Source organism: Glacieibacterium frigidum, from assembly GCF_007097155.1.
Classification (GTDB): Bacteria; Pseudomonadota; Alphaproteobacteria; order Sphingomonadales; family Sphingomonadaceae; genus Glacieibacterium; species Glacieibacterium frigidum.
Map to the genome: position 1 here is coordinate 892,346 of NZ_VJWA01000002.1, position 15,783 is coordinate 908,128.

Sequence of the window (15,783 nt, forward strand, 5' to 3'; positions counted from 1 at the left end):
GCGCCTTGCCCGGGCATGCCGCCCGGCGCTAGGGACGGGGATGCTCGACAAGACCGCCCAACCACCGCTGAACAGCGGCCATGCCGAACCGGGGGTGATGATCATCACCGGCGTCAATTGGCAGGGCCTGAAGACCCTCTACTTGAAGGAGGTCCGGCGCTTTTTCAAGGTGCAGTTGCAGACCGTCTGGGCGCCGGCGATCACCACGCTGTTGTTCCTCGTGATCTTCGCGGTCGCGATGACCGGCGCGCGGCCCAGCGTGATGGGCGTGCCCTATGTCGATTTCCTGGGGCCCGGCCTGATCGTCATGGGGATGATCCAGAACAGTTTTGCCAACACCTCGTCGACGCTGCTGATCGCCAAGGTGCAGGGCACGATCGTCGACGTGCTGATGCCGCCGCTGAGCCACGGCGAGCTGCTGAGCGCCTGGGTGGCGGGGGCGGTGACGCGGGCGTGGCTGGTCGGCGTCGCGGTGTGGCTCGCGATGCTGCTCGCGCCCGGCGTCGACGTGCCGATCCGGCATCCGCTGGTCGTGCTGTATTTCGGCACGATGGGGGCGGCGATGCTGGCGCTGCTCGGCGTGCTGACGGGAATCTGGGCCGACAAGTTCGACCATGCCGCGGCGGTGACCAATTTCGTCGTGCAGCCGCTGACATTGCTGTCGGGCACGTTCTACGCGATCGACCGGGTCAGCGAGACGATGCGCATCGTCAGCCACCTGAACCCGTTCTTCTACGTTATCGACGGCTTCCGCTACGGCTTCCTGGGGGTCAGCGACGGGCTGGCGGTGCAGGGCGCGATCGTACTGCTGGTCGCGAACCTCGTGCTGTGGGTGGTGTGCTACCGCCTGCTTAAGTCGGGCTGGCGGCTCCGCGCTTGATCGACGCCCCGCCCGCCGCAGTCGCCTTTTGGGAGGTGCCGCAGCGCCTCGTGCGCCTGCCCGACGGTCGGCGGCTCAACCTCTACTGCACGGGCAAGGGCACGCCGACGGTCATCCTCGAGTCGGGCTTCTCCGCGACGACGTGGAGTTGGGCGAACGTCCAGCCGCGCATCGCGCGCACCAACCGGGTGTGCAGCTACGACCGTGCGGGGCTGGGGTTCAGCGACCCCGGGCCGATGCCCCGCGACGGCCGTGCCGTCGTTGCCGACCTGCGGGCGCTGCTGCGCGTCGCGAAGCTTGCGCCGCCGTACATCCTGGTCGGGCACTCGGCGGGCGGCATGACGATGCGGCTGTTCGCCGATCCGCGCTTTTCGAACGTCGCGGGGCTGGTGCTGCTCGACCCCAGCGTCGAGGGGCAGTTCGCGGGGCAGGAGGCCGCGGTCGCGGCACGGGTCGCCGCCGACGAGCGCTGCGCCGTGCTCGCCGAAAAGCGCCAGCTGCCGTCTGCCGACCCGCGCGACGCGCGCTGCACGAAGGCGCCGGCCGGGGTCTCGCCGAGCTTCGGGCAGGTCCTGATGGCCGCCCAGCGCAACCCCGCGTACTGGCGCACGCTGGCATCCGAATATGCGAGCATCGCGGGCGCGAACAGCGATGCACTGCGCGCGACGCGCACCAGCCACGGCGACCTGCCGCTCGTCGTGCTGACCGCCGGCCAGACCGCCGCCGCGGCGCCGGGGTGGGAGGCGGCGCACCGCGAACTCGCCGCGCGCTCGACGAGAGGCGTTCAGCGCACGCTGGCGGGTGCCTCGCACAACATTATGAAGGACGCCCCCGACGCGGTGGCCAGCGCCGTCGCCGAGGTGACCGCCGAAGCTAAACGGCCCGCAGCTCCTTCGCCTTGATCTCCCAGCTCTGCCCCTTGCGGAGCAGCGCGTTGAAATCCGCGACCTTGTCGCCCACGACGCGATTGCGCTGCGACTCGACCGCGACCTCGAAGCTCGTCGCCGGATCGCAATAGAGCACGCCGAGCGCCATCGGGAACGGCCCGAACGGCATGTCGATCAGGAACTGCGCCTGGACGCGGTTGGTCTCGTCGTGGATCAGCACCTCGGTCGTGTCGCCGACCGCGATGTCGACAACCTCGAGCTCGACGGTCTCGTGGTTGAGCCGCAGGCCCTTGGCACCGCCCGCGAATAGCAGCGGCTGGCCGTGAACGCACCACAGCTGGTTGTCGGCAGCGTTCTTCTTCTCGGTGAAGGCAGCGAACACGTCGGCATTGTAGACGATGCAGTTCTGGAAGATCTCGACAAAGCTCGTGCCCTTGTGCGCGTGGGCGCGCTTCAGCACCTCGGGCATGTTCTTCTGCGCGGTGTCGATCGTCCGCGCGACGAACCGCGCACCCGCGCCCATCGCAAAGGCGCACGGTGCCAGCGGCCGCTCGACCGACCCGAACGGCGTGGTGGGCGAGCGCGTGCCGGTGCGCGAGGTCGGCGAATACTGCCCCTTGGTCAGGCCATAGATCTCGTTGTTGAACAGCAGCAGCTGGACGTCGAGGTTGCGGCGCAGCAGGTGCAGCATGTGGTTGCCGCCGATCGACAGCCCGTCGCCGTCGCCGGTGACGATCCACACGTCGAGCTCGGGATTCGCCAGCTTGATCCCCGTCGCCACCGCCGGGGCACGCCCGTGGATCGTGTGGAAGCCGTAGGTCTCCATATAGTACGGGAAGCGCGACGAGCAGCCGATGCCCGAGACGAACACGGTATTCTCGCGCGCCGTGCCGAGGTCCGGCATCGTCCGCTGCACCGCCTTCAGGATCGCATAGTCACCGCACCCGGGGCACCAGCGCACCTCCTGGTCGGTCGCCCACTCGTCGGGGCGCGTGATGGGGGTCATGGCGTTCATGCAATCGGGCCTTTCGACGCCTTGGCTGTGCTAATCTTCTGCATATGAACGAGTGTTGCCATGATCAGCCTAGGTACACCTCTGAGTCGATCTGGGTTGTCCACGTCTTGATCGATAGCCGCCATCGCCGCCTGCAGACGGAAAGCAAAGCTCGGATCTTCGTAAATGGCAGCTTCGACCTTTTCGAGATCAAGAGCTAGCAAGCCGCCAACGCGTCTCTTGAGCGGATGGTAGGCATCAAGCGCTTTGGTCCAATACGGATCATCGTACCACTGACGGTTCACCCCAGCATCCCGTCGATGGCGGCTTCGATCTCGGCAATCTTGAAGGGGTGGCCGCTGACCTTGTTGAGGGGCCTGGCGTCGATCAGATACTGGTCGCGCAGCACGGTCTTGAGCTGGCCGGTGTTCATTTCAGGCACCAGCACCTTGTCGTACCCGCGCAGCAGCTCGCCCAGGTTCGCCGGCAGCGGCCAGATGTGGCGGATGTGGATGTGGCTGACGTCGAGGCCCTTGGCTCGGGCGCGCTGCACCGCCTTGCGGATCGCGCCGTAGGTCGACCCCCAGCCGACGACCGCGAGGCGGCCCTTGGAGTTGCCGATCTCGGGCGCCTGCGGCGGGATGAAGTTCGCGACGCCGTCGATCTTGGCCTTGCGGATGTCGGTCATCGCCTGGTGGTTGGCGGGTTCGTAATTGATGTGGCCGGTGTCGATCGCCTTCTCGATGCCGCCGATGCGGTGCATCATGCCGGGGGTGCCGGGCTTGATCCACTTGCGGCGCAGCGTCTGTGGGTCGCGGGCATAAGGCAGCACGCGGCCGTCGGCGTCGGGCTCGGCGTCGAAGTCGACCGGGAAGGCGTGGAACTCGGCGCGGTCAGGGACGCGCCACGGCTCGGCGGCATTCGCGATATAGCCATCGGTCAGCACCATCACCGGGGTCATGAACTGCGTCGCCAAGCGGCACGCCTCGATCGCGACGTCGAAGCAGTCGCTCGGTGCGCGCGTCGCGAGCACGATCAGCGGCGCGTCGCCGTTGCGGCCGTACACCGCCTGGTAGAGGTCGGACTGCTCGGTCTTGGTCGGCAGGCCGGTCGAGGGGCCGCCGCGCTGCGAGTTGACGATGACCAGCGGCAGCTCGGTGATGATCGCCAGCCCCAGCGCCTCGCCCTTCAGCGCGATGCCCGGGCCCGATGACGAGGTGACGCCAAGCTGCCCGGCATAGCTCGCGCCGATCGCCGAGCAGATCGCGGCAATCTCGTCCTCGGCTTGGAAGGTGGTGACGCCGAACTCCTTCAGCCGCGCCAGATTGTGCAGGATCGGCGAGGCGGGGGTGATCGGGTACGAGCCGAAGAACATCTCCAGCCCCGCCAGCTTGGCGCCCGCGACGAGGCCGAGCGCGAGGCTCTCACCGCCGGTGACGGTGCGGTAATAGCCGGGCTCCGCGACCGCCGCGTCGACGTGATACTGCTTGAGCGGCCCGCCGATCTCCGCGGTCTCGCCATACGCATGACCCGCGTTGAGCGCCGCGGCATTGGCCTGCGCCAGCACCGGGTTCTTCGAGAACTTCGACTGCAGCCACGCGATCAGCGGCGCGCGGTCGCGGTCGAACATCCAGAGCGCGAGGCCCAGAGTCCACATGTTCTTGCAGCGCAGCGCCTCCTTGTTGCCAAGGCCGAAGGGCTTCACCGCGGCGAGCGTCTGCGCGCTGATGTCGAACGCCAGGATCTGCCACTGCGCCAGGCTGTCGTCGGTCAGCGGGTTCACCGCATAGCCGGCCTTCGCTAGGTTGCGCGCGCCGAACTCGCCGGTGTCGATGATCGCCAGCCCGCCCTTCTTGAGCGACTGGATGTTGGTCCTGAGCGCCGCCGGGTTCATCGCGACCAGCACATCGGGCTCGTCGCCAGCGGTCTCGATGTCGACCGAGCCGAAGTTGATCTGGAACGCCGAGACGCCGAAGGTCGTGCCCTGCGGCGCGCGGATTTCGGCGGGAAAATCGGGGAAGGTCGCGAAGTCGTTGCCGCTCAGCGCCGACGACAGAGTGAACTGCCCTCCGGTCAGCTGCATGCCGTCGCCCGAGTCGCCCGCGAAACGGACGACGACCGCTTCGGCTTCGGCAGGCTGGTTGTTCTGGGTTTCGAAGACGTCGTTGAAGGCCGTTGCCATTCACTGATTCCGATGTGCGCTTTTGTGGCGTGCGCTTTACGCCCCGGCGGACGGGGGGTCCAAGAAGATTTTCTCCGCGATACCTGCGGCCACGGGGCGCATTCGCAGTTCCGATTTTACTCTGAGCGGACGTCAATCTCGTTACACTTGCGGACGCCGGGTCATCCTGCGAGACCGGGCATCGCGGGGGCGGCTGGTGTGAGCGGGTTCGAATTCTTCTTTTCGCTGTACGGACTGGTGCTCGGCCTGTCGGTGGTGGAGATCATCTCGGGCTTCGCCAGACTGGTTCACAACCGTGGCGCCGTCCGCGTCGGATGGTTGGTCCCGGCCCTCGCAATCCTGATGCTGTTCGACCTCGCCAATTTCTGGATGAGCGCATTCGTCCGGTTGCAGGCCTATGAGCCCAGCTACGGCATGCTGATCATCGGACTGCTGATCTCGTCGCTCTATTATGTCGCGGCGAGCGCGGTCTTCCCGCGGGACTTTCAGGCCGAGCCGGACTTCGATGCGGTGTACCTCCGTCATCGGCGGCTGGTGCTCGGCCTGATGACGGTCGCGGGTCTGCTGGCGTTCGAGCTGCTTCCGTCGTTGAACGCGGCGGGACGCGCCGCGCGCCTGCATGTCTGGACGACGCCGGGCGAGTTCTGGCAGCCGTTGCTGTTCTTCGCCGCTGTCGGCGTGATCGTCGTCACCCGGTCCAAATGGATTAATCTGGCGATGCTATCCTGCTGATTCTTCCTTACGCACTGAACTTCACGGCCAGCTTTCGTTAGCGCGCAGCGGCTTCCGCCATCGCCAGCACGCCGCGGACGTGCCGCTCGGCGATCACCCGCACGTCGCGGCCGTAGCCGCCGCCCAGCGTCGCGGCGACCGGCACACCGCGGGCGCGGCATGTCGTCACGACATGGTCGTCGCGCAGCCTCAGCCCCTCGTCGCTGAGCGCGAGCCGCCCCAGCCGGTCGTCGGCGTGCGGATCGACGCCCGCTTGGTACAGCACGAGGTCGGGCCGATGCGCGTCGATGAGGGCAGGCAGCTCGTCGGCGAGGATGCACAGATACTCGACATCGCCCGTGCCGTCGGGCAGGTCGACGTCGCGCGTCGAGACGGCCTTGCGGACGGGAAAGTTCTTCGCGGCGTGCATCGAGAAGGTCGCGACGCGCGGCTCGCCGGCGAAGATCGCGGCGGTGCCGTCGCCCTGGTGGACGTCGAGGTCGACGACCAGCAGCCGGTGGACGGCTCCCTCCGCCAGCAGTCGCGCGGCCGCGACGGCGAGGTCGTTGAATACGCAATAGCCTGCCCCGCCCCCCGGCCCGGCGTGGTGGCTGCCCCCGGCGCTGTTGACCGCGAAGCCGCTGGCCAGCGCGAGGGTGGCGGCCAGATGCGTCCCGCCGCAGACCAGCCGCGAGCGGCGCGCGATGCGGTCGGTGACCGGAAAGCCGATGCGACGCTGGATTTCGGGCGCTAGGCTGCCGTCGAGCACCGCGGCGACGTAATCGGGGTCGTGCACCGCCTCCAGCCACGCCGGCGGCGCAGACTCGGGCACGTGCAGGTCGCAATTCGCGCCCTCGAGCAGGCGCATCACCGCGCCGTACTTGTCCATCGGGAAGCTGTGCCCAGGCGGCAGCGGCGCGGTGTAGTCTGAGTGGTGGACGAGCGCGAAGGTCATGCGACCCATCATACTTCGTCATCCCCGCGCAGGCGGGGACCCAATGTCACAGCCACCGCGCTAGGCTGTGATTGCCTAGACCAAGATCGTGACCTTGGGTCCCCGCCTGCGCGGGGATGACGGAAAAGGACGGTCAGCGCGGCCCGTCGCGTCCGGTATTGCTCGGGTCGCCGCCGGCGCTCGATCCGCCGGCGCCGACTGCGCCGATGTTGCCGAACAGATCCTCCAGCAGCGACTTGTCCCGGCCCAGCGTCGGGGTCTTGTCGCTCTCGGGGTCGATGCTGGCGACCTGCTCGAGCCCGCGACGATCGATCGCGCTGACGTTGTTCTTCGCGTCGAACTGGACGCGGATGATCGACTGGGTCTTCGCCTTTGGCGCGGCGAACGCCAGCTGCGTCGTGTTGCGCGACACATAGTACCAGCTGTTGCCGTCGAACTCGCTGGCGAACGTCGGGCGGCCTAGCGTCTTCGCGACCGAATCCTTGTTGTCGACGCCCGGCTGGATCGCCGCGACGAGGGATTCGTCGACGATATAACCCTGGTTCTGCTGGATCCGGCTGCACGCCGGCAGCGCGACGAGCGCCGCGACCACGATGATTGTTGCTGCCCGCATGGGCTGAACTCCTGCACGCGGGCCTGCGCGCACGCTTGCGCCGCCGCTTCGCCGCCTCAATATGGCAAGGCATGACACCCGACAAGCCGCAGCCATGAAATGGCCCTTCCGCCTCCGCAGCGCGCCGCCGCTCGACGCGCTGTACCGCAGCATCGTCGTGCAGGCGCGCGAGCCCGCCTGGTACGAGGCGGGGCAGGTGCCCGACACCACCGACGGCCGCTTCGACATGGTGGCGCTGGTCACCGCGCTGGTGCTGCTCCGGCTGGAGAGCGTCGGCACCCCGCAGGACTCGGTCGACCTGACCGAGCGCTTCATCGCCGACATGGACGGGTCGATGCGCCAGCTCGGCATGGGTGATCCGACGGTCGGCAAGCAGGTCGGGCACATGGTCTCGGCGCTCGGCGGAAGGCTGGGGGCGTATCGCGACGCGCTGGGCGGAAGCGCCGATCTGGCCGAGGCTCTGGAGCGCAACCTGTACCGCGGCACCGTGGCGCCCGAGGCGCTGGCCTGGGCCGAGGCGCGGGTTCGCGACCTGGCGCGCCGCATCGACGCCGTGCCGCTCGACACGCTGCGGCAGGGGAGCCTGTGATGACACCCGAATTCTCGCACATCCTGCACGCCCACGAGATCGGCGCTGCACCGCGGACGCAGAGCCTCGCGGCGACGGAGAAAGAGCGCACGGCGCTGGCGAAGCGCTTCGACCTGCTGGCGCTCGACCGGCTGGAGGCGAATGTCAGCGCGCGCGCCGTCTCGGGCGGAGTGCAAGTCACCGGGCGGTTCCGCGCGGGCGGCGCGCAGGCGTGCGGGCTGACCGGTGCGCCGGTGGCGTTCGACCTCGACGAGCCGCTGGAGCTGCGCTTCACCGCGGTCGCGCACGTCGCGGCGGACGAGGTCGAGCTGACCGACGCCGACCTCGACACGCTGCCGATGGACGGGGACGACATCGACCTGGGCGAGGCGGTAGCGCAGAGCCTGGGCCTCGCGCTCGACCCCTACCCCCGCGCCGACGGCGCCGCCCTGCCCCCCGAGGTCGTGCCCGAGGACCAGGTCGTACCGCTCAAGCGGCCCAATCCGTTCGGGGTGCTGAAGGGCAGCTGAGCCCTCAGAACGGCACGTCGTCGTCGAGGTCGTCGGCGAAGTCGCTGCCGCCGCCGTACGCCGGCTTCTTCGCCGGGCCGCTGTTGCCGTTGAAGCCACCGCCGCCGCCGCCCGAGCGCTCGCCGCCGCCGTAGCCGCCGCCACCCGACCGCTCGCCGTCGCCGCTGTCACGGCCGCCGAGCAGCGTCATGTTGGAGTTGAAGTTCTGCAGCACGACCTCGGTCGTGTACTTGTCGGCGCCCGACTGGTCCTGCCACTTGCGTGTCTGCAGCGAGCCCTCGAGGTACACCTCGCTGCCCTTCTTCAGATACTGGCTGGCGATCTTGCCGATGCCTTCGTTGAAGATCACGACGTTATGCCACTCGGTCTTTTCCTTGCGCTCGCCCGAGTTCTTGTCGCGCCACGTCTCCGAGGTCGCGAGGCTGAACTTGACGACGCGGCCGCCGTTGCCGAACTCCTTGGTCTCGGGATCCTTGCCCAGCCGGCCGACCAAAATGACCTTGTTGACGCCCATGTGCAGTGCCTTTCGATCCAAAAGAACGTATAATGAACATTAAACCGCAGGGTGCGACTCGTCGAGTCCGAAATCTAGGCGTCGCCGCTTGAAAAGGCGACGCCCTTGCGTCACGCTTGCCGCAGCGGCGGGGAGCCCGGGCGAATGAGTAACGAAATCGAAGCGTTCGGGGCGCTTGCGACCGCCGGTCTGGCGGCGTCCGAGCTCGACAAGCCGTCGGTACGCCGCCGCCTGGCGCGCGAGGCCGCGGCCGAAAAGGCGCGCTGGTGGAAGCCGAAGAAAGCGGCGCACGTCGTCGAGGGGCACACCGAGGGCGCCTGCGCCAACTGCGAGACCGTGCTGGTCGGCGATTTCTGCCACGCCTGCGGCCAGCAGGGGCACGTCCACCGCAGCGTCGGCCATGTCTTCGAAGAGTTCCTGCACGGCATCTGGCACTTCGATTCCAAGGCATGGCGCACACTGCCGCTGCTCGCCTTTCGCCCGGGCAAGCTGACCTGGGATTATATCCACGGCAAGCGCGCGCGCTACATCGCGCCGATCGCGCTGTTCCTGCTCAGCATGTTCCTGATGTTCTTCGTCTTCGGCTTCGTCGGCGCACCCGATTTCGGCAGTGCGCCGGCAAAGGGCTCGAATGTTCAGACGGTTGCCGATGCGCGCGAGGCGGTCGACGGCATCAAGGCCGACATCGTCGGCAGCGAGGTCGAGTTGGCCGAGGCGAAGACCGGCGGAGATGCTGAGACGATCCGCACCGCGTCGAACAATCTCGCCGCCGAGCGCCTCGCCTTGCGCATCGCCGAAGCCAATTTGCGCCGCTTCGAGACCGCGGAGGCGAAGCAGACCGACGGCAAGGGCAAGCTGAGCGTCGAGCCCGGCAAGGTCGAGGTCCAGTTGCCCGCCAAGAGCTGGAAGGAGGAGTTGGCCGAGCAGGCGCGCACCGGCCAGCTCAACATCAATTCGGGCATCCCTGGCGCCAATGAGAACATCCGCAAGGCGCTGGAAAATCCCGATTTCGCGCTCTACCGGATCCAGCAGAAGGCGTACAAGCTGAGCTTTCTGCTGATCCCGCTGTCGCTGCCGGTGCTGTGGCTGATGTTCTTCTGGCGGCGCGACACGACGACCTACGACCATGTCGTGTTCACGCTCTACTCGTTGTCGTTCATGTCGCTACTGCTGGTGCTGGCGGTGCTGCTGGTCAAGGCGACCAACGCGCTGGAAGGCATGGGCGGCCCGGCGATCGGCAGCATTGGCCTGCTCACCCTGGTGCCGCCGGTGCACATGTATTTCCAGCTGAAGGGCGGTTACCGCCTGTCGACCTGGGGAGCGCTGTGGCGTGCCGCCGTGCTGAGCCAGGCGACGATCGTCATCCTGGCGCTCTTCGCGACGCTGATCGTCATCCTGGGACTGGCCGACTAGCAGGCGGCCGATCGACGACGAGCAGGCGCGTCCGCTCGCCTGGAGCTATTCCTCGCCCTTCTTGCCGACTTCGTTCGCACCGATATGCATGACGTAGATGATGGCGCCGTTCGCGTCGGTCACATCGACCCGCCAGTCCTCGTCGACCCAGATCTGTTCGGCATGGTCCCTCAAGAGCTCGCCGACGAAGCGCGCCATTTCGAGCCGCAACCCGGTCAGGTCGTCACGCTCGACGTCGATACACTCGGCGATGTGCGATTCGGTCCGGATATTGATGTGATAAAGCGCCATGTGCAGTCCCCAGCCCGTCAATCGCCGGCGAGCAGACGTGCCCGTCGATCAGTGCCCGTGTCCGCCACCAGATAATCAGCCTCGAATTCGCCCGTCTGCGCCAGCCGTTGCCAGTCGTGAATCTTCACGCTGTACCGCTTCACGGTGACCAGCCCCTCCTCGCGAAGCGCCTTGAGCGACCGGTTGACGTGGACGCCGGTCATGCCCGCGGCCTCGGCCAGCCGCTCCTGCGACACCGGAAAATCATATTCCTGCAGGATCTGGCGGTCGCCACCCAGACGGATCGCCATCTCGCAGAAGATGTGCGCCAAGCGCGTTTTTGCGCGCTGCTTGCCGACGTTCACCACCCACTGCATCAGGATCGCCGCGTCGAGCATGGTGTCGCGCCAGAACGCCTCCGCCACCGCCGGGTAGCGCACTGCGAGGGCGCGGATCGCGGTATGCGGCACCTCCAGAATGGTCGTGTTGCACAAGGTCGTCAGCCCGCCGACGGCGATCGGCCGCACTACCGAGTTCAGGTCGACCATGTCGCCGGGAATATGGAACGCGGTGATTTGCCGCTGCCCGTCGCGGGTCTCGCCGAAGCGGGCGACCATGCCCGACGCGATGAAGCAGGCGCAGGAGGTCTTTTCATTGACCTGCACGAAGTCGGTCTGGCCGCGCACTTCGACGGGATGCACGGGCAGGGCAAGGATTGCCTGGATTTCATCGGGGGTCAGGACCGAGCGCGCCAGAAGGCGATCGACGAAAGGCTGAAGATTGGTCGGATCGCTGCGGCTCATTATCGCTCTTGGCTTACGGTGGTCACGCAGACTGCCGACCTCCCTACACGCGCCACTGCGGCACTATCATAAACTAGGTTAACTCGCGTGGCGTCTGGCGGTCGGTCGATCTACAGGCGCATCAGCCAATGTCCAGCGAGGCGATGCGACCGCCCGTCAGTTCGAAGCGGTGATCGAGCATCACCGGACTGCCCGGAAACGTACCCGACACCTCGGCGCGGACGACGACTGCATGACCGGCGGTGCGTTGCTCGAGCGGCCGGACGGTAAACGGGGTTCTGGCATAGGTCTCGACACGCCACGCGCGGATCGCGTCGATCCCGACGTGATCGTGCGCCTCGTCGCGGACATGCGCGTCGTCGGTGAAGATCGCCCGCAGCATGTCGGCGCCGGCATCGGGCGGGGTGCCGAAATAGGCGGCGATGACAGGGGGAATTTCGGGCATGCTGCACTCTCCTGACCGGGCAACGCGAAGGTCGTTGCGACGCCAGTCAGGTCGGCCTAGCCAGCGGGAATGACAAGAACGCACGAAAAAGTAGGGTACTGACCCGTGGGTAAGCCCGTCGAGCACACGCCGCTCTCCGCCGCCGCCGGGGTCGAGGAGGCCATCCGCATGCTGGAGGGACGGTGGAAGCTGGTGATCCTGTTCCACCTGTTCGGCGGCAGGCTGCTGCGCTTTTCCGACCTCGAACGCGCCATTCCCGCGATCTCGCAGAAGATGCTGATCCAGCAGCTGCGCCAGATGGAGTCGGACGGCATCGTCACGCGCACCGTCCATCACCAGGTACCGCCCAAGGTGGAATATGGCCTGACCGAATGGGGTCAGTCGCTGTGCCCGGCGCTCGATGCGCTGCTGCAATGGGCCGAACGGCGGGATGAGCCGGCCGGAAATCCGGCCCGTGCCTACAGCAGCGCGCGGGCGATCCAATAGGTCGCGCCTGCCGCCAGATAGGCCATGGCGAACAGGTAGACGAACATGAACGCCGGCCATTTCCACCCGCCGGTTTCGCGCCTGACCACCGCCAGCGTCGCGAGGCACTGCGGCGCGAAGACGTACCACGCGAGGAACGCCAGCGCGGTCGGCAGCGACCACGACCCGCGCAGCCGCTCGACGAGCGACTGGGCGACCTGATCCTCATCGCCGTCGAGCGCATAGACGGTGCCCAGCGCCGCGACCGCGACTTCGCGCGCCGCCAGGCCGGGGACCAGCGCGATGGCGATCTCCCGATTGAAGCCGATCGGCGCGAAGATCGGCTCGAGCGCGCTGCCGATGCGGCCCGCGGCCGAATAGCTGAGCGGCGTTACGGCACTGCCTTCGGGCGGCTTGGGGAAGCTCGCGAGCGCCCACAACACGACGGTGATCATCAGGATCAGCCCGCCCGCGCGCTGCAGGAAGGCGCCGGCGCGCTGCCACAGGCCGATGCCGATGTCGCGCGGCACCGGCCATTGATACTTGGGCATCTCGATCAGGAAGGTCGGCGTCGGACCCTTGGTCACGGTGCGGCGCAGCGCCCACGCGGCGACCAGCGCGCCCGCCACGCCGAAGACGTAAAGGCCGAGCATCACCAGCCCCTGCAGCCCGAACCAGCCGACGTTCGTCGCCGGGATGAAGGCGGCGATGATCACCGTGTAGACCGGCAGCCGCGCCGAGCAGGTCATCAGCGGCGCGATCAGGATCGTCGTCAGCCGGTCCTTGGGATCGTCGATCGTCCGCGTCGCCATGATGCCGGGGATCGCGCACGCGAAGCTCGACAGCAGCGGGATGAAGGCACGACCGTTCAATCCGACACCCGCCATCAGCCGGTCCATGATGAATGCCGCGCGGACCATGTATCCCGACTGTTCGAGCAGGATGATGAACAGGAAGAGGATGAGGATCTGCGGCAGGAACACCACCACCGCGCCAACGCCCGACAACACGCCGTCGTTCAGCAGGCTGCGCAGCCAGGTGTCGGGCAGCAGCGCACTGACTTGCGCCTGAAGCGCGGCAATCCCCGCCTCGATCCAGCCCATCGGCACCTCGGCGAACGCGAAGACGCTCTGGAACATGACGAAGAGGATGGCGATCAGCAGCAGCGGCCCCGCAACGGGATGCATCGCGACGCCGTCGAGAACCTGCGTCCAGCGCTTCGCCGCACCGTGCTGCGCGGTCACGGTGTCGGCGATGACGCGGGCCTCGCGCTGCAGCAGGCGGATATCGGCCTCGGGGCTCGCCAGCGTCGCGGGCGCGGTGCCGAGCAAGGGACCGATCTCGGCGGCGAGCTCGGTCAGCCCGCGCCGACGCACCGCGACCGTCGGCACCACGGGCAGTCCCAGGATGCGGCTGAGCTGCTCGACGTCGATGCGCGTGCCGTCGCGCTCCGCCAGGTCGACCATGTTGAGCGCCACGACCATCGGCAGGCCGAGACGGCGCAGTTCGAGGACGAAGCGGAGGTGGTTGCGCAGGTTGGTCGCGTCGATCACCGCGACGATCGCGTCGGGCCGCCGCTCGCCCGCCTGGCGGCCGAGGACCATGTCGCGGGTGACGGCTTCGTCGGGAGAGCGCGGAGACAGCGAATAGGTGCCGGGCAGGTCGACGAGTTCGGCGATGCGCCCGTCGGGCAGCGCGAGTCGCCCCGACTTCCGCTCGACGGTGACGCCGGGATAATTGCCGACCTTCTGGCGGCTGCCGGTCAATGCGTTGAACAGGCTGGTCTTGCCGGCGTTGGGATTGCCGACCAGCGCGGCGAGGAGCGCCGTCACTCGGCCGCTTCGGCGAACGCGGCAGCGGCTTCGATCTCTATCATGCCCGCCAGCGCCTTGCGCAGGCCGACCACCATGCTGCCGACCCGCAACGCCAGCGGATCGCCGCCGACGGGCCCGCGGTGGAGCATCTCGACCTCGACGCCGTCGTCGAAGCCCATTTCGTGGAGGCGGCGGACGGTGATTTCGTCACCGCCGACGCCGGCGATGCGCGCGATCACCGCGCGTTCGCCGCGCCGCAGGTCGTTCAGGGTCCGCATGACCCCGATATAGACCCGCGGCGGATGAATTGCGAACGATTATCAGCGAAGACTATTCCTCGACGACGTCGGCGTCCTCGAAGTCCTCGTCGAGATGCTCCTCGATGGCTTCGGCGATCAGGTCGAGCTGGTCGTAGGTGGCGGTCAGCTCGACGGTGTTGCCGTCGTCGCCTTCGATGCGCAGCAGGAACTGCTCGTCGTCCTGGGCTTCGATATTGAAGCGCGCGAGAGTGGCCATGTCGGGTCTCCTGGGGTTGTGCGAGGGCCGAACGTGCGCGTCAGACCAAAGTTGCGAGCGCCGCCCGGTCGAAACCGCGCAGCTCCCCCGTCCGCCCGTCGCGGACCTTCTGCACCCAGTCGGGGTCGACGATCAGCGCGCGGCCGACCGCCACCAGGTCGAACTCCTCCCGGTCGAGCCGCTCGACGAGGGCATCGAGCGACGCCGGCTGCGACGCTTCGCCGCCGAAGCCGGCGATGAAGTCGCCGTCGAGGCCGATCGACCCGACGGTGATCGTCGGGGTGCCCGTGACCTTCTTGACCCAGCCCGCGAAATTGAGGTCCGACCCTTCGAACTCGGGCTCCCAGAAGCGTCGCTGCGAGCAGTGAAACATGTCCGCGCCCGCATCGGCCAGCGGCTGCAGCCACTCGCCCAGCGCGGCGGGGTCGGCCGCCAGCTTGAAGCCGAAATCCTGCTGCTTCCACTGCGAGACCCGGATGATGACCGGATAGTCGGGGCCGACCGCGGCGCGCACCGCCTTCAGGATCTCGGCCGCGAAGCGCCCGCGCTCGGGCAGTGTCTCGCCGCCGAAGCCGTCGTCGCGCTGGTTGGTGACACCCCAGAAGAACTGGTCGATCAGATAGCCGTGCGCGCCGTGCAGCTCGACCGCGTCGAAGCCCAGCCGCTTGGCGTCGGCGGCAGCGCGCGCGAAGGCGGCGATCGCATCGGCGACATCGGCATCGCTCATCGCATCGCCGTTGCTGCGACCCGCCATGTACAGGCCCGACGGCGATTCGGCGGTCACCGGCTTGGACGTCGTCGCGCGGTTCGGCATGCCACCGACGTGCCACAGCTGCGGTGCGATATGTCCGTGCGCGCCGTGCACGGCGTCCGCGACGCGGCCCCAGCCGGGCAGTGCCGCGCCGAAGAAATCGGGGACGTTGGGGTCGTTGACCGCGCCGGCGCGCTCGATGCCCGTGCCCTCGGTGACGATCAGTCCGACCTCGCCCTCGGCGCGCTTGCGGTAATATTCGACGACATCGTCACCCGGGATGCCGCCGGGCGAGAAGCTGCGCGTCATCGGCGCCATGACGATGCGGTTGGGCAGGTTCAGCCCCTTGAGGCTGTAGGGCTGGAATAGCGGATTGGTCATGCAGGGGTCCCCGGATCGTTACCGCGCCGATGTAGGGGGCGCGGGGGCGATCGGGCAAGGCGGCCACCCCCAAGCTTTTCTTTCCGTGCCC

General features: G+C 67.7%; 20 protein-coding genes. 7 read left to right on the forward strand and 13 right to left on the reverse strand.

The window, feature by feature from the left end; translation table 11 throughout:
* The first annotated feature begins 40 nt into the window (after positions 1–40).
* Complete coding sequence (locus FMM06_RS13750; RefSeq protein ID WP_235889317.1) at positions 41–880, forward strand: ABC transporter permease; 840 nt, start codon at positions 41–43, stop codon at positions 878–880.
* On the forward strand, positions 877–1,782 hold the full coding sequence (locus tag FMM06_RS13755) for an alpha/beta fold hydrolase (RefSeq protein ID WP_185965189.1): 906 nt from the start codon (positions 877–879) through the stop codon (positions 1,780–1,782). Before FMM06_RS13750 ends, FMM06_RS13755 begins: the two co-directional genes overlap by 4 nt.
* Here FMM06_RS13755 and FMM06_RS13760 read toward each other — a convergent pair.
* The 3 genes from FMM06_RS13760 to FMM06_RS13770 are packed head-to-tail and all read right to left on the reverse strand — an operon-like array spanning position 1,754 to position 4,943.
* Positions 1,754–2,782, reverse strand: a complete 1,029-nt coding sequence (locus tag FMM06_RS13760) for a 2-oxoacid:ferredoxin oxidoreductase subunit beta (protein WP_144334915.1) — start codon at positions 2,780–2,782, stop codon at positions 1,754–1,756. The two genes, FMM06_RS13755 and FMM06_RS13760, sit on opposite strands and share 29 nt — an antisense overlap.
* Complete coding sequence (locus FMM06_RS13765; protein WP_144334916.1) at positions 2,779–3,066, reverse strand: hypothetical protein; 288 nt, start codon at positions 3,064–3,066, stop codon at positions 2,779–2,781. The genes FMM06_RS13760 and FMM06_RS13765 overlap by 4 nt, the downstream gene beginning before the upstream one ends.
* Complete coding sequence (locus FMM06_RS13770) at positions 3,063–4,943, reverse strand: 2-oxoacid:acceptor oxidoreductase subunit alpha (protein ID WP_144334917.1); 1,881 nt, start codon at positions 4,941–4,943, stop codon at positions 3,063–3,065. The genes FMM06_RS13765 and FMM06_RS13770 overlap by 4 nt, the downstream gene beginning before the upstream one ends.
* A 198-nt stretch (positions 4,944–5,141) precedes the next feature.
* Between FMM06_RS13770 and FMM06_RS13775 the strand changes: the two genes are divergently transcribed.
* Entirely contained in the window at positions 5,142–5,675 is a 534-nt protein-coding gene (locus tag FMM06_RS13775; RefSeq protein ID WP_144334918.1) for a hypothetical protein, read from the forward strand.
* A 37-nt stretch (positions 5,676–5,712) separates the two neighbouring features.
* On the opposite strand, the gene FMM06_RS13780 is transcribed toward FMM06_RS13775, so the two are convergent.
* Together FMM06_RS13780 and FMM06_RS13785 are read right to left on the reverse strand one after the other, a co-directional pair.
* The gene (locus tag FMM06_RS13780) at positions 5,713–6,609 is read right to left on the reverse strand and encodes a histone deacetylase family protein (protein WP_407925200.1); all 897 of its coding nucleotides are present in this window, start codon (positions 6,607–6,609) and stop codon (positions 5,713–5,715) included.
* A 133-nt stretch (positions 6,610–6,742) separates the two neighbouring features.
* Entirely contained in the window at positions 6,743–7,222 is a 480-nt protein-coding gene (locus FMM06_RS13785) for an outer membrane protein assembly factor BamE (RefSeq protein WP_144334919.1), read from the reverse strand.
* A 94-nt stretch (positions 7,223–7,316) separates the two neighbouring features.
* Here FMM06_RS13785 and FMM06_RS13790 point away from each other — a divergent pair, with 94 nt between their 5' ends.
* Positions 7,317–7,811, forward strand: coding sequence for a ubiquinol-cytochrome C chaperone family protein (locus FMM06_RS13790; protein WP_144334920.1), 495 nt, complete (start codon positions 7,317–7,319; stop codon positions 7,809–7,811).
* On the forward strand, positions 7,811–8,320 hold the full coding sequence (locus FMM06_RS13795) for a YceD family protein (protein ID WP_144334921.1): 510 nt from the start codon (positions 7,811–7,813) through the stop codon (positions 8,318–8,320). Before FMM06_RS13790 ends, FMM06_RS13795 begins: the two co-directional genes overlap by 1 nt.
* Positions 8,321–8,324: 4 nt before the next feature.
* On the opposite strand, the gene ssb is transcribed toward FMM06_RS13795, so the two are convergent.
* Entirely contained in the window at positions 8,325–8,834 is a 510-nt protein-coding gene (gene ssb, locus FMM06_RS13800; RefSeq protein WP_185965190.1) for a single-stranded DNA-binding protein, read from the reverse strand.
* Positions 8,835–8,978: 144 nt separating this feature from the next.
* On the opposite strand from ssb, the gene FMM06_RS13805 reads away from it, so the two are divergent.
* Positions 8,979–10,247 (forward strand): DUF3667 domain-containing protein, encoded by a 1,269-nt coding sequence (locus tag FMM06_RS13805; RefSeq protein ID WP_144334922.1) that lies wholly within the window; start codon positions 8,979–8,981, stop codon positions 10,245–10,247.
* A 45-nt stretch (positions 10,248–10,292) separates the two neighbouring features.
* Here the strand turns inward: FMM06_RS13805 and FMM06_RS13810 are convergent, their stop codons facing one another.
* The 3 genes from FMM06_RS13810 to FMM06_RS13820 all read right to left on the reverse strand — a co-directional run bounded on the left by FMM06_RS13810 (position 10,293) and on the right by FMM06_RS13820 (position 11,765).
* On the reverse strand, positions 10,293–10,538 hold the full coding sequence (locus tag FMM06_RS13810; protein WP_144334923.1) for a DUF6894 family protein: 246 nt from the start codon (positions 10,536–10,538) through the stop codon (positions 10,293–10,295).
* A 17-nt stretch (positions 10,539–10,555) separates the two neighbouring features.
* On the reverse strand, positions 10,556–11,320 hold the full coding sequence (locus FMM06_RS13815; protein WP_144334924.1) for a Crp/Fnr family transcriptional regulator: 765 nt from the start codon (positions 11,318–11,320) through the stop codon (positions 10,556–10,558).
* Between the two features lie 121 nt (positions 11,321–11,441).
* Complete coding sequence (locus FMM06_RS13820) at positions 11,442–11,765, reverse strand: nuclear transport factor 2 family protein (protein ID WP_144334925.1); 324 nt, start codon at positions 11,763–11,765, stop codon at positions 11,442–11,444.
* A 105-nt stretch (positions 11,766–11,870) separates the two neighbouring features.
* Between FMM06_RS13820 and FMM06_RS13825 the strand changes: the two genes are divergently transcribed.
* Positions 11,871–12,251 carry a winged helix-turn-helix transcriptional regulator gene (locus FMM06_RS13825; protein WP_235889318.1) on the forward strand — a complete coding sequence of 127 codons (381 nt, stop codon included), beginning with the start codon at positions 11,871–11,873 and terminating at the stop codon, positions 12,249–12,251.
* Here FMM06_RS13825 and feoB read toward each other — a convergent pair.
* The 4 genes from feoB to FMM06_RS13845 are packed head-to-tail and all read right to left on the reverse strand — an operon-like array spanning position 12,224 to position 15,692.
* Entirely contained in the window at positions 12,224–14,062 is a 1,839-nt protein-coding gene (feoB, locus tag FMM06_RS13830) for a ferrous iron transporter B (RefSeq protein ID WP_144334926.1), read from the reverse strand. The two genes, FMM06_RS13825 and feoB, sit on opposite strands and share 28 nt — an antisense overlap.
* Positions 14,059–14,322 (reverse strand): FeoA family protein, encoded by a 264-nt coding sequence (locus FMM06_RS13835; protein WP_144334927.1) that lies wholly within the window; start codon positions 14,320–14,322, stop codon positions 14,059–14,061. Before FMM06_RS13835 ends, feoB begins: the two co-directional genes overlap by 4 nt.
* A 52-nt stretch (positions 14,323–14,374) precedes the next feature.
* Complete coding sequence (locus tag FMM06_RS13840; RefSeq protein ID WP_144334928.1) at positions 14,375–14,560, reverse strand: hypothetical protein; 186 nt, start codon at positions 14,558–14,560, stop codon at positions 14,375–14,377.
* Positions 14,561–14,600: 40 nt separating this feature from the next.
* Positions 14,601–15,692: an NADH:flavin oxidoreductase gene (locus tag FMM06_RS13845; RefSeq protein WP_144334929.1), complete on the reverse strand. Its 1,092-nt coding sequence runs from the start codon at positions 15,690–15,692 to the stop codon at positions 14,601–14,603.
* Positions 15,693–15,783: the final 91 nt, after the last annotated feature.

Coding starts and splice junctions, on each gene's coding strand:
- FMM06_RS13750 (WP_235889317.1), top strand. CDS start 41: ATGCTCGACAAGACCGCCCAACCACCGCTGAACAGCGGCCATGCCGAA.
- FMM06_RS13760 (WP_144334915.1), bottom strand. CDS start 2,782: ATGAACGCCATGACCCCCATCACGCGCCCCGACGAGTGGGCGACCGAC.
- FMM06_RS13770 (WP_144334917.1), bottom strand. CDS start 4,943: ATGGCAACGGCCTTCAACGACGTCTTCGAAACCCAGAACAACCAGCCT.
- FMM06_RS13780 (WP_407925200.1), bottom strand. CDS start 6,609: ATGACCTTCGCGCTCGTCCACCACTCAGACTACACCGCGCCGCTGCCG.
- FMM06_RS13785 (WP_144334919.1), bottom strand. CDS start 7,222: ATGCGGGCAGCAACAATCATCGTGGTCGCGGCGCTCGTCGCGCTGCCG.
- FMM06_RS13790 (WP_144334920.1), top strand. CDS start 7,317: ATGAAATGGCCCTTCCGCCTCCGCAGCGCGCCGCCGCTCGACGCGCTG.
- FMM06_RS13795 (WP_144334921.1), top strand. CDS start 7,811: ATGACACCCGAATTCTCGCACATCCTGCACGCCCACGAGATCGGCGCT.
- ssb (WP_185965190.1), bottom strand. CDS start 8,834: ATGGGCGTCAACAAGGTCATTTTGGTCGGCCGGCTGGGCAAGGATCCC.
- FMM06_RS13805 (WP_144334922.1), top strand. CDS start 8,979: ATGAGTAACGAAATCGAAGCGTTCGGGGCGCTTGCGACCGCCGGTCTG.
- FMM06_RS13810 (WP_144334923.1), bottom strand. CDS start 10,538: ATGGCGCTTTATCACATCAATATCCGGACCGAATCGCACATCGCCGAG.
- FMM06_RS13815 (WP_144334924.1), bottom strand. CDS start 11,320: ATGAGCCGCAGCGATCCGACCAATCTTCAGCCTTTCGTCGATCGCCTT.
- FMM06_RS13820 (WP_144334925.1), bottom strand. CDS start 11,765: ATGCCCGAAATTCCCCCTGTCATCGCCGCCTATTTCGGCACCCCGCCC.
- FMM06_RS13835 (WP_144334927.1), bottom strand. CDS start 14,322: ATGCGGACCCTGAACGACCTGCGGCGCGGCGAACGCGCGGTGATCGCG.
- FMM06_RS13840 (WP_144334928.1), bottom strand. CDS start 14,560: ATGGCCACTCTCGCGCGCTTCAATATCGAAGCCCAGGACGACGAGCAG.
- FMM06_RS13845 (WP_144334929.1), bottom strand. CDS start 15,692: ATGACCAATCCGCTATTCCAGCCCTACAGCCTCAAGGGGCTGAACCTG.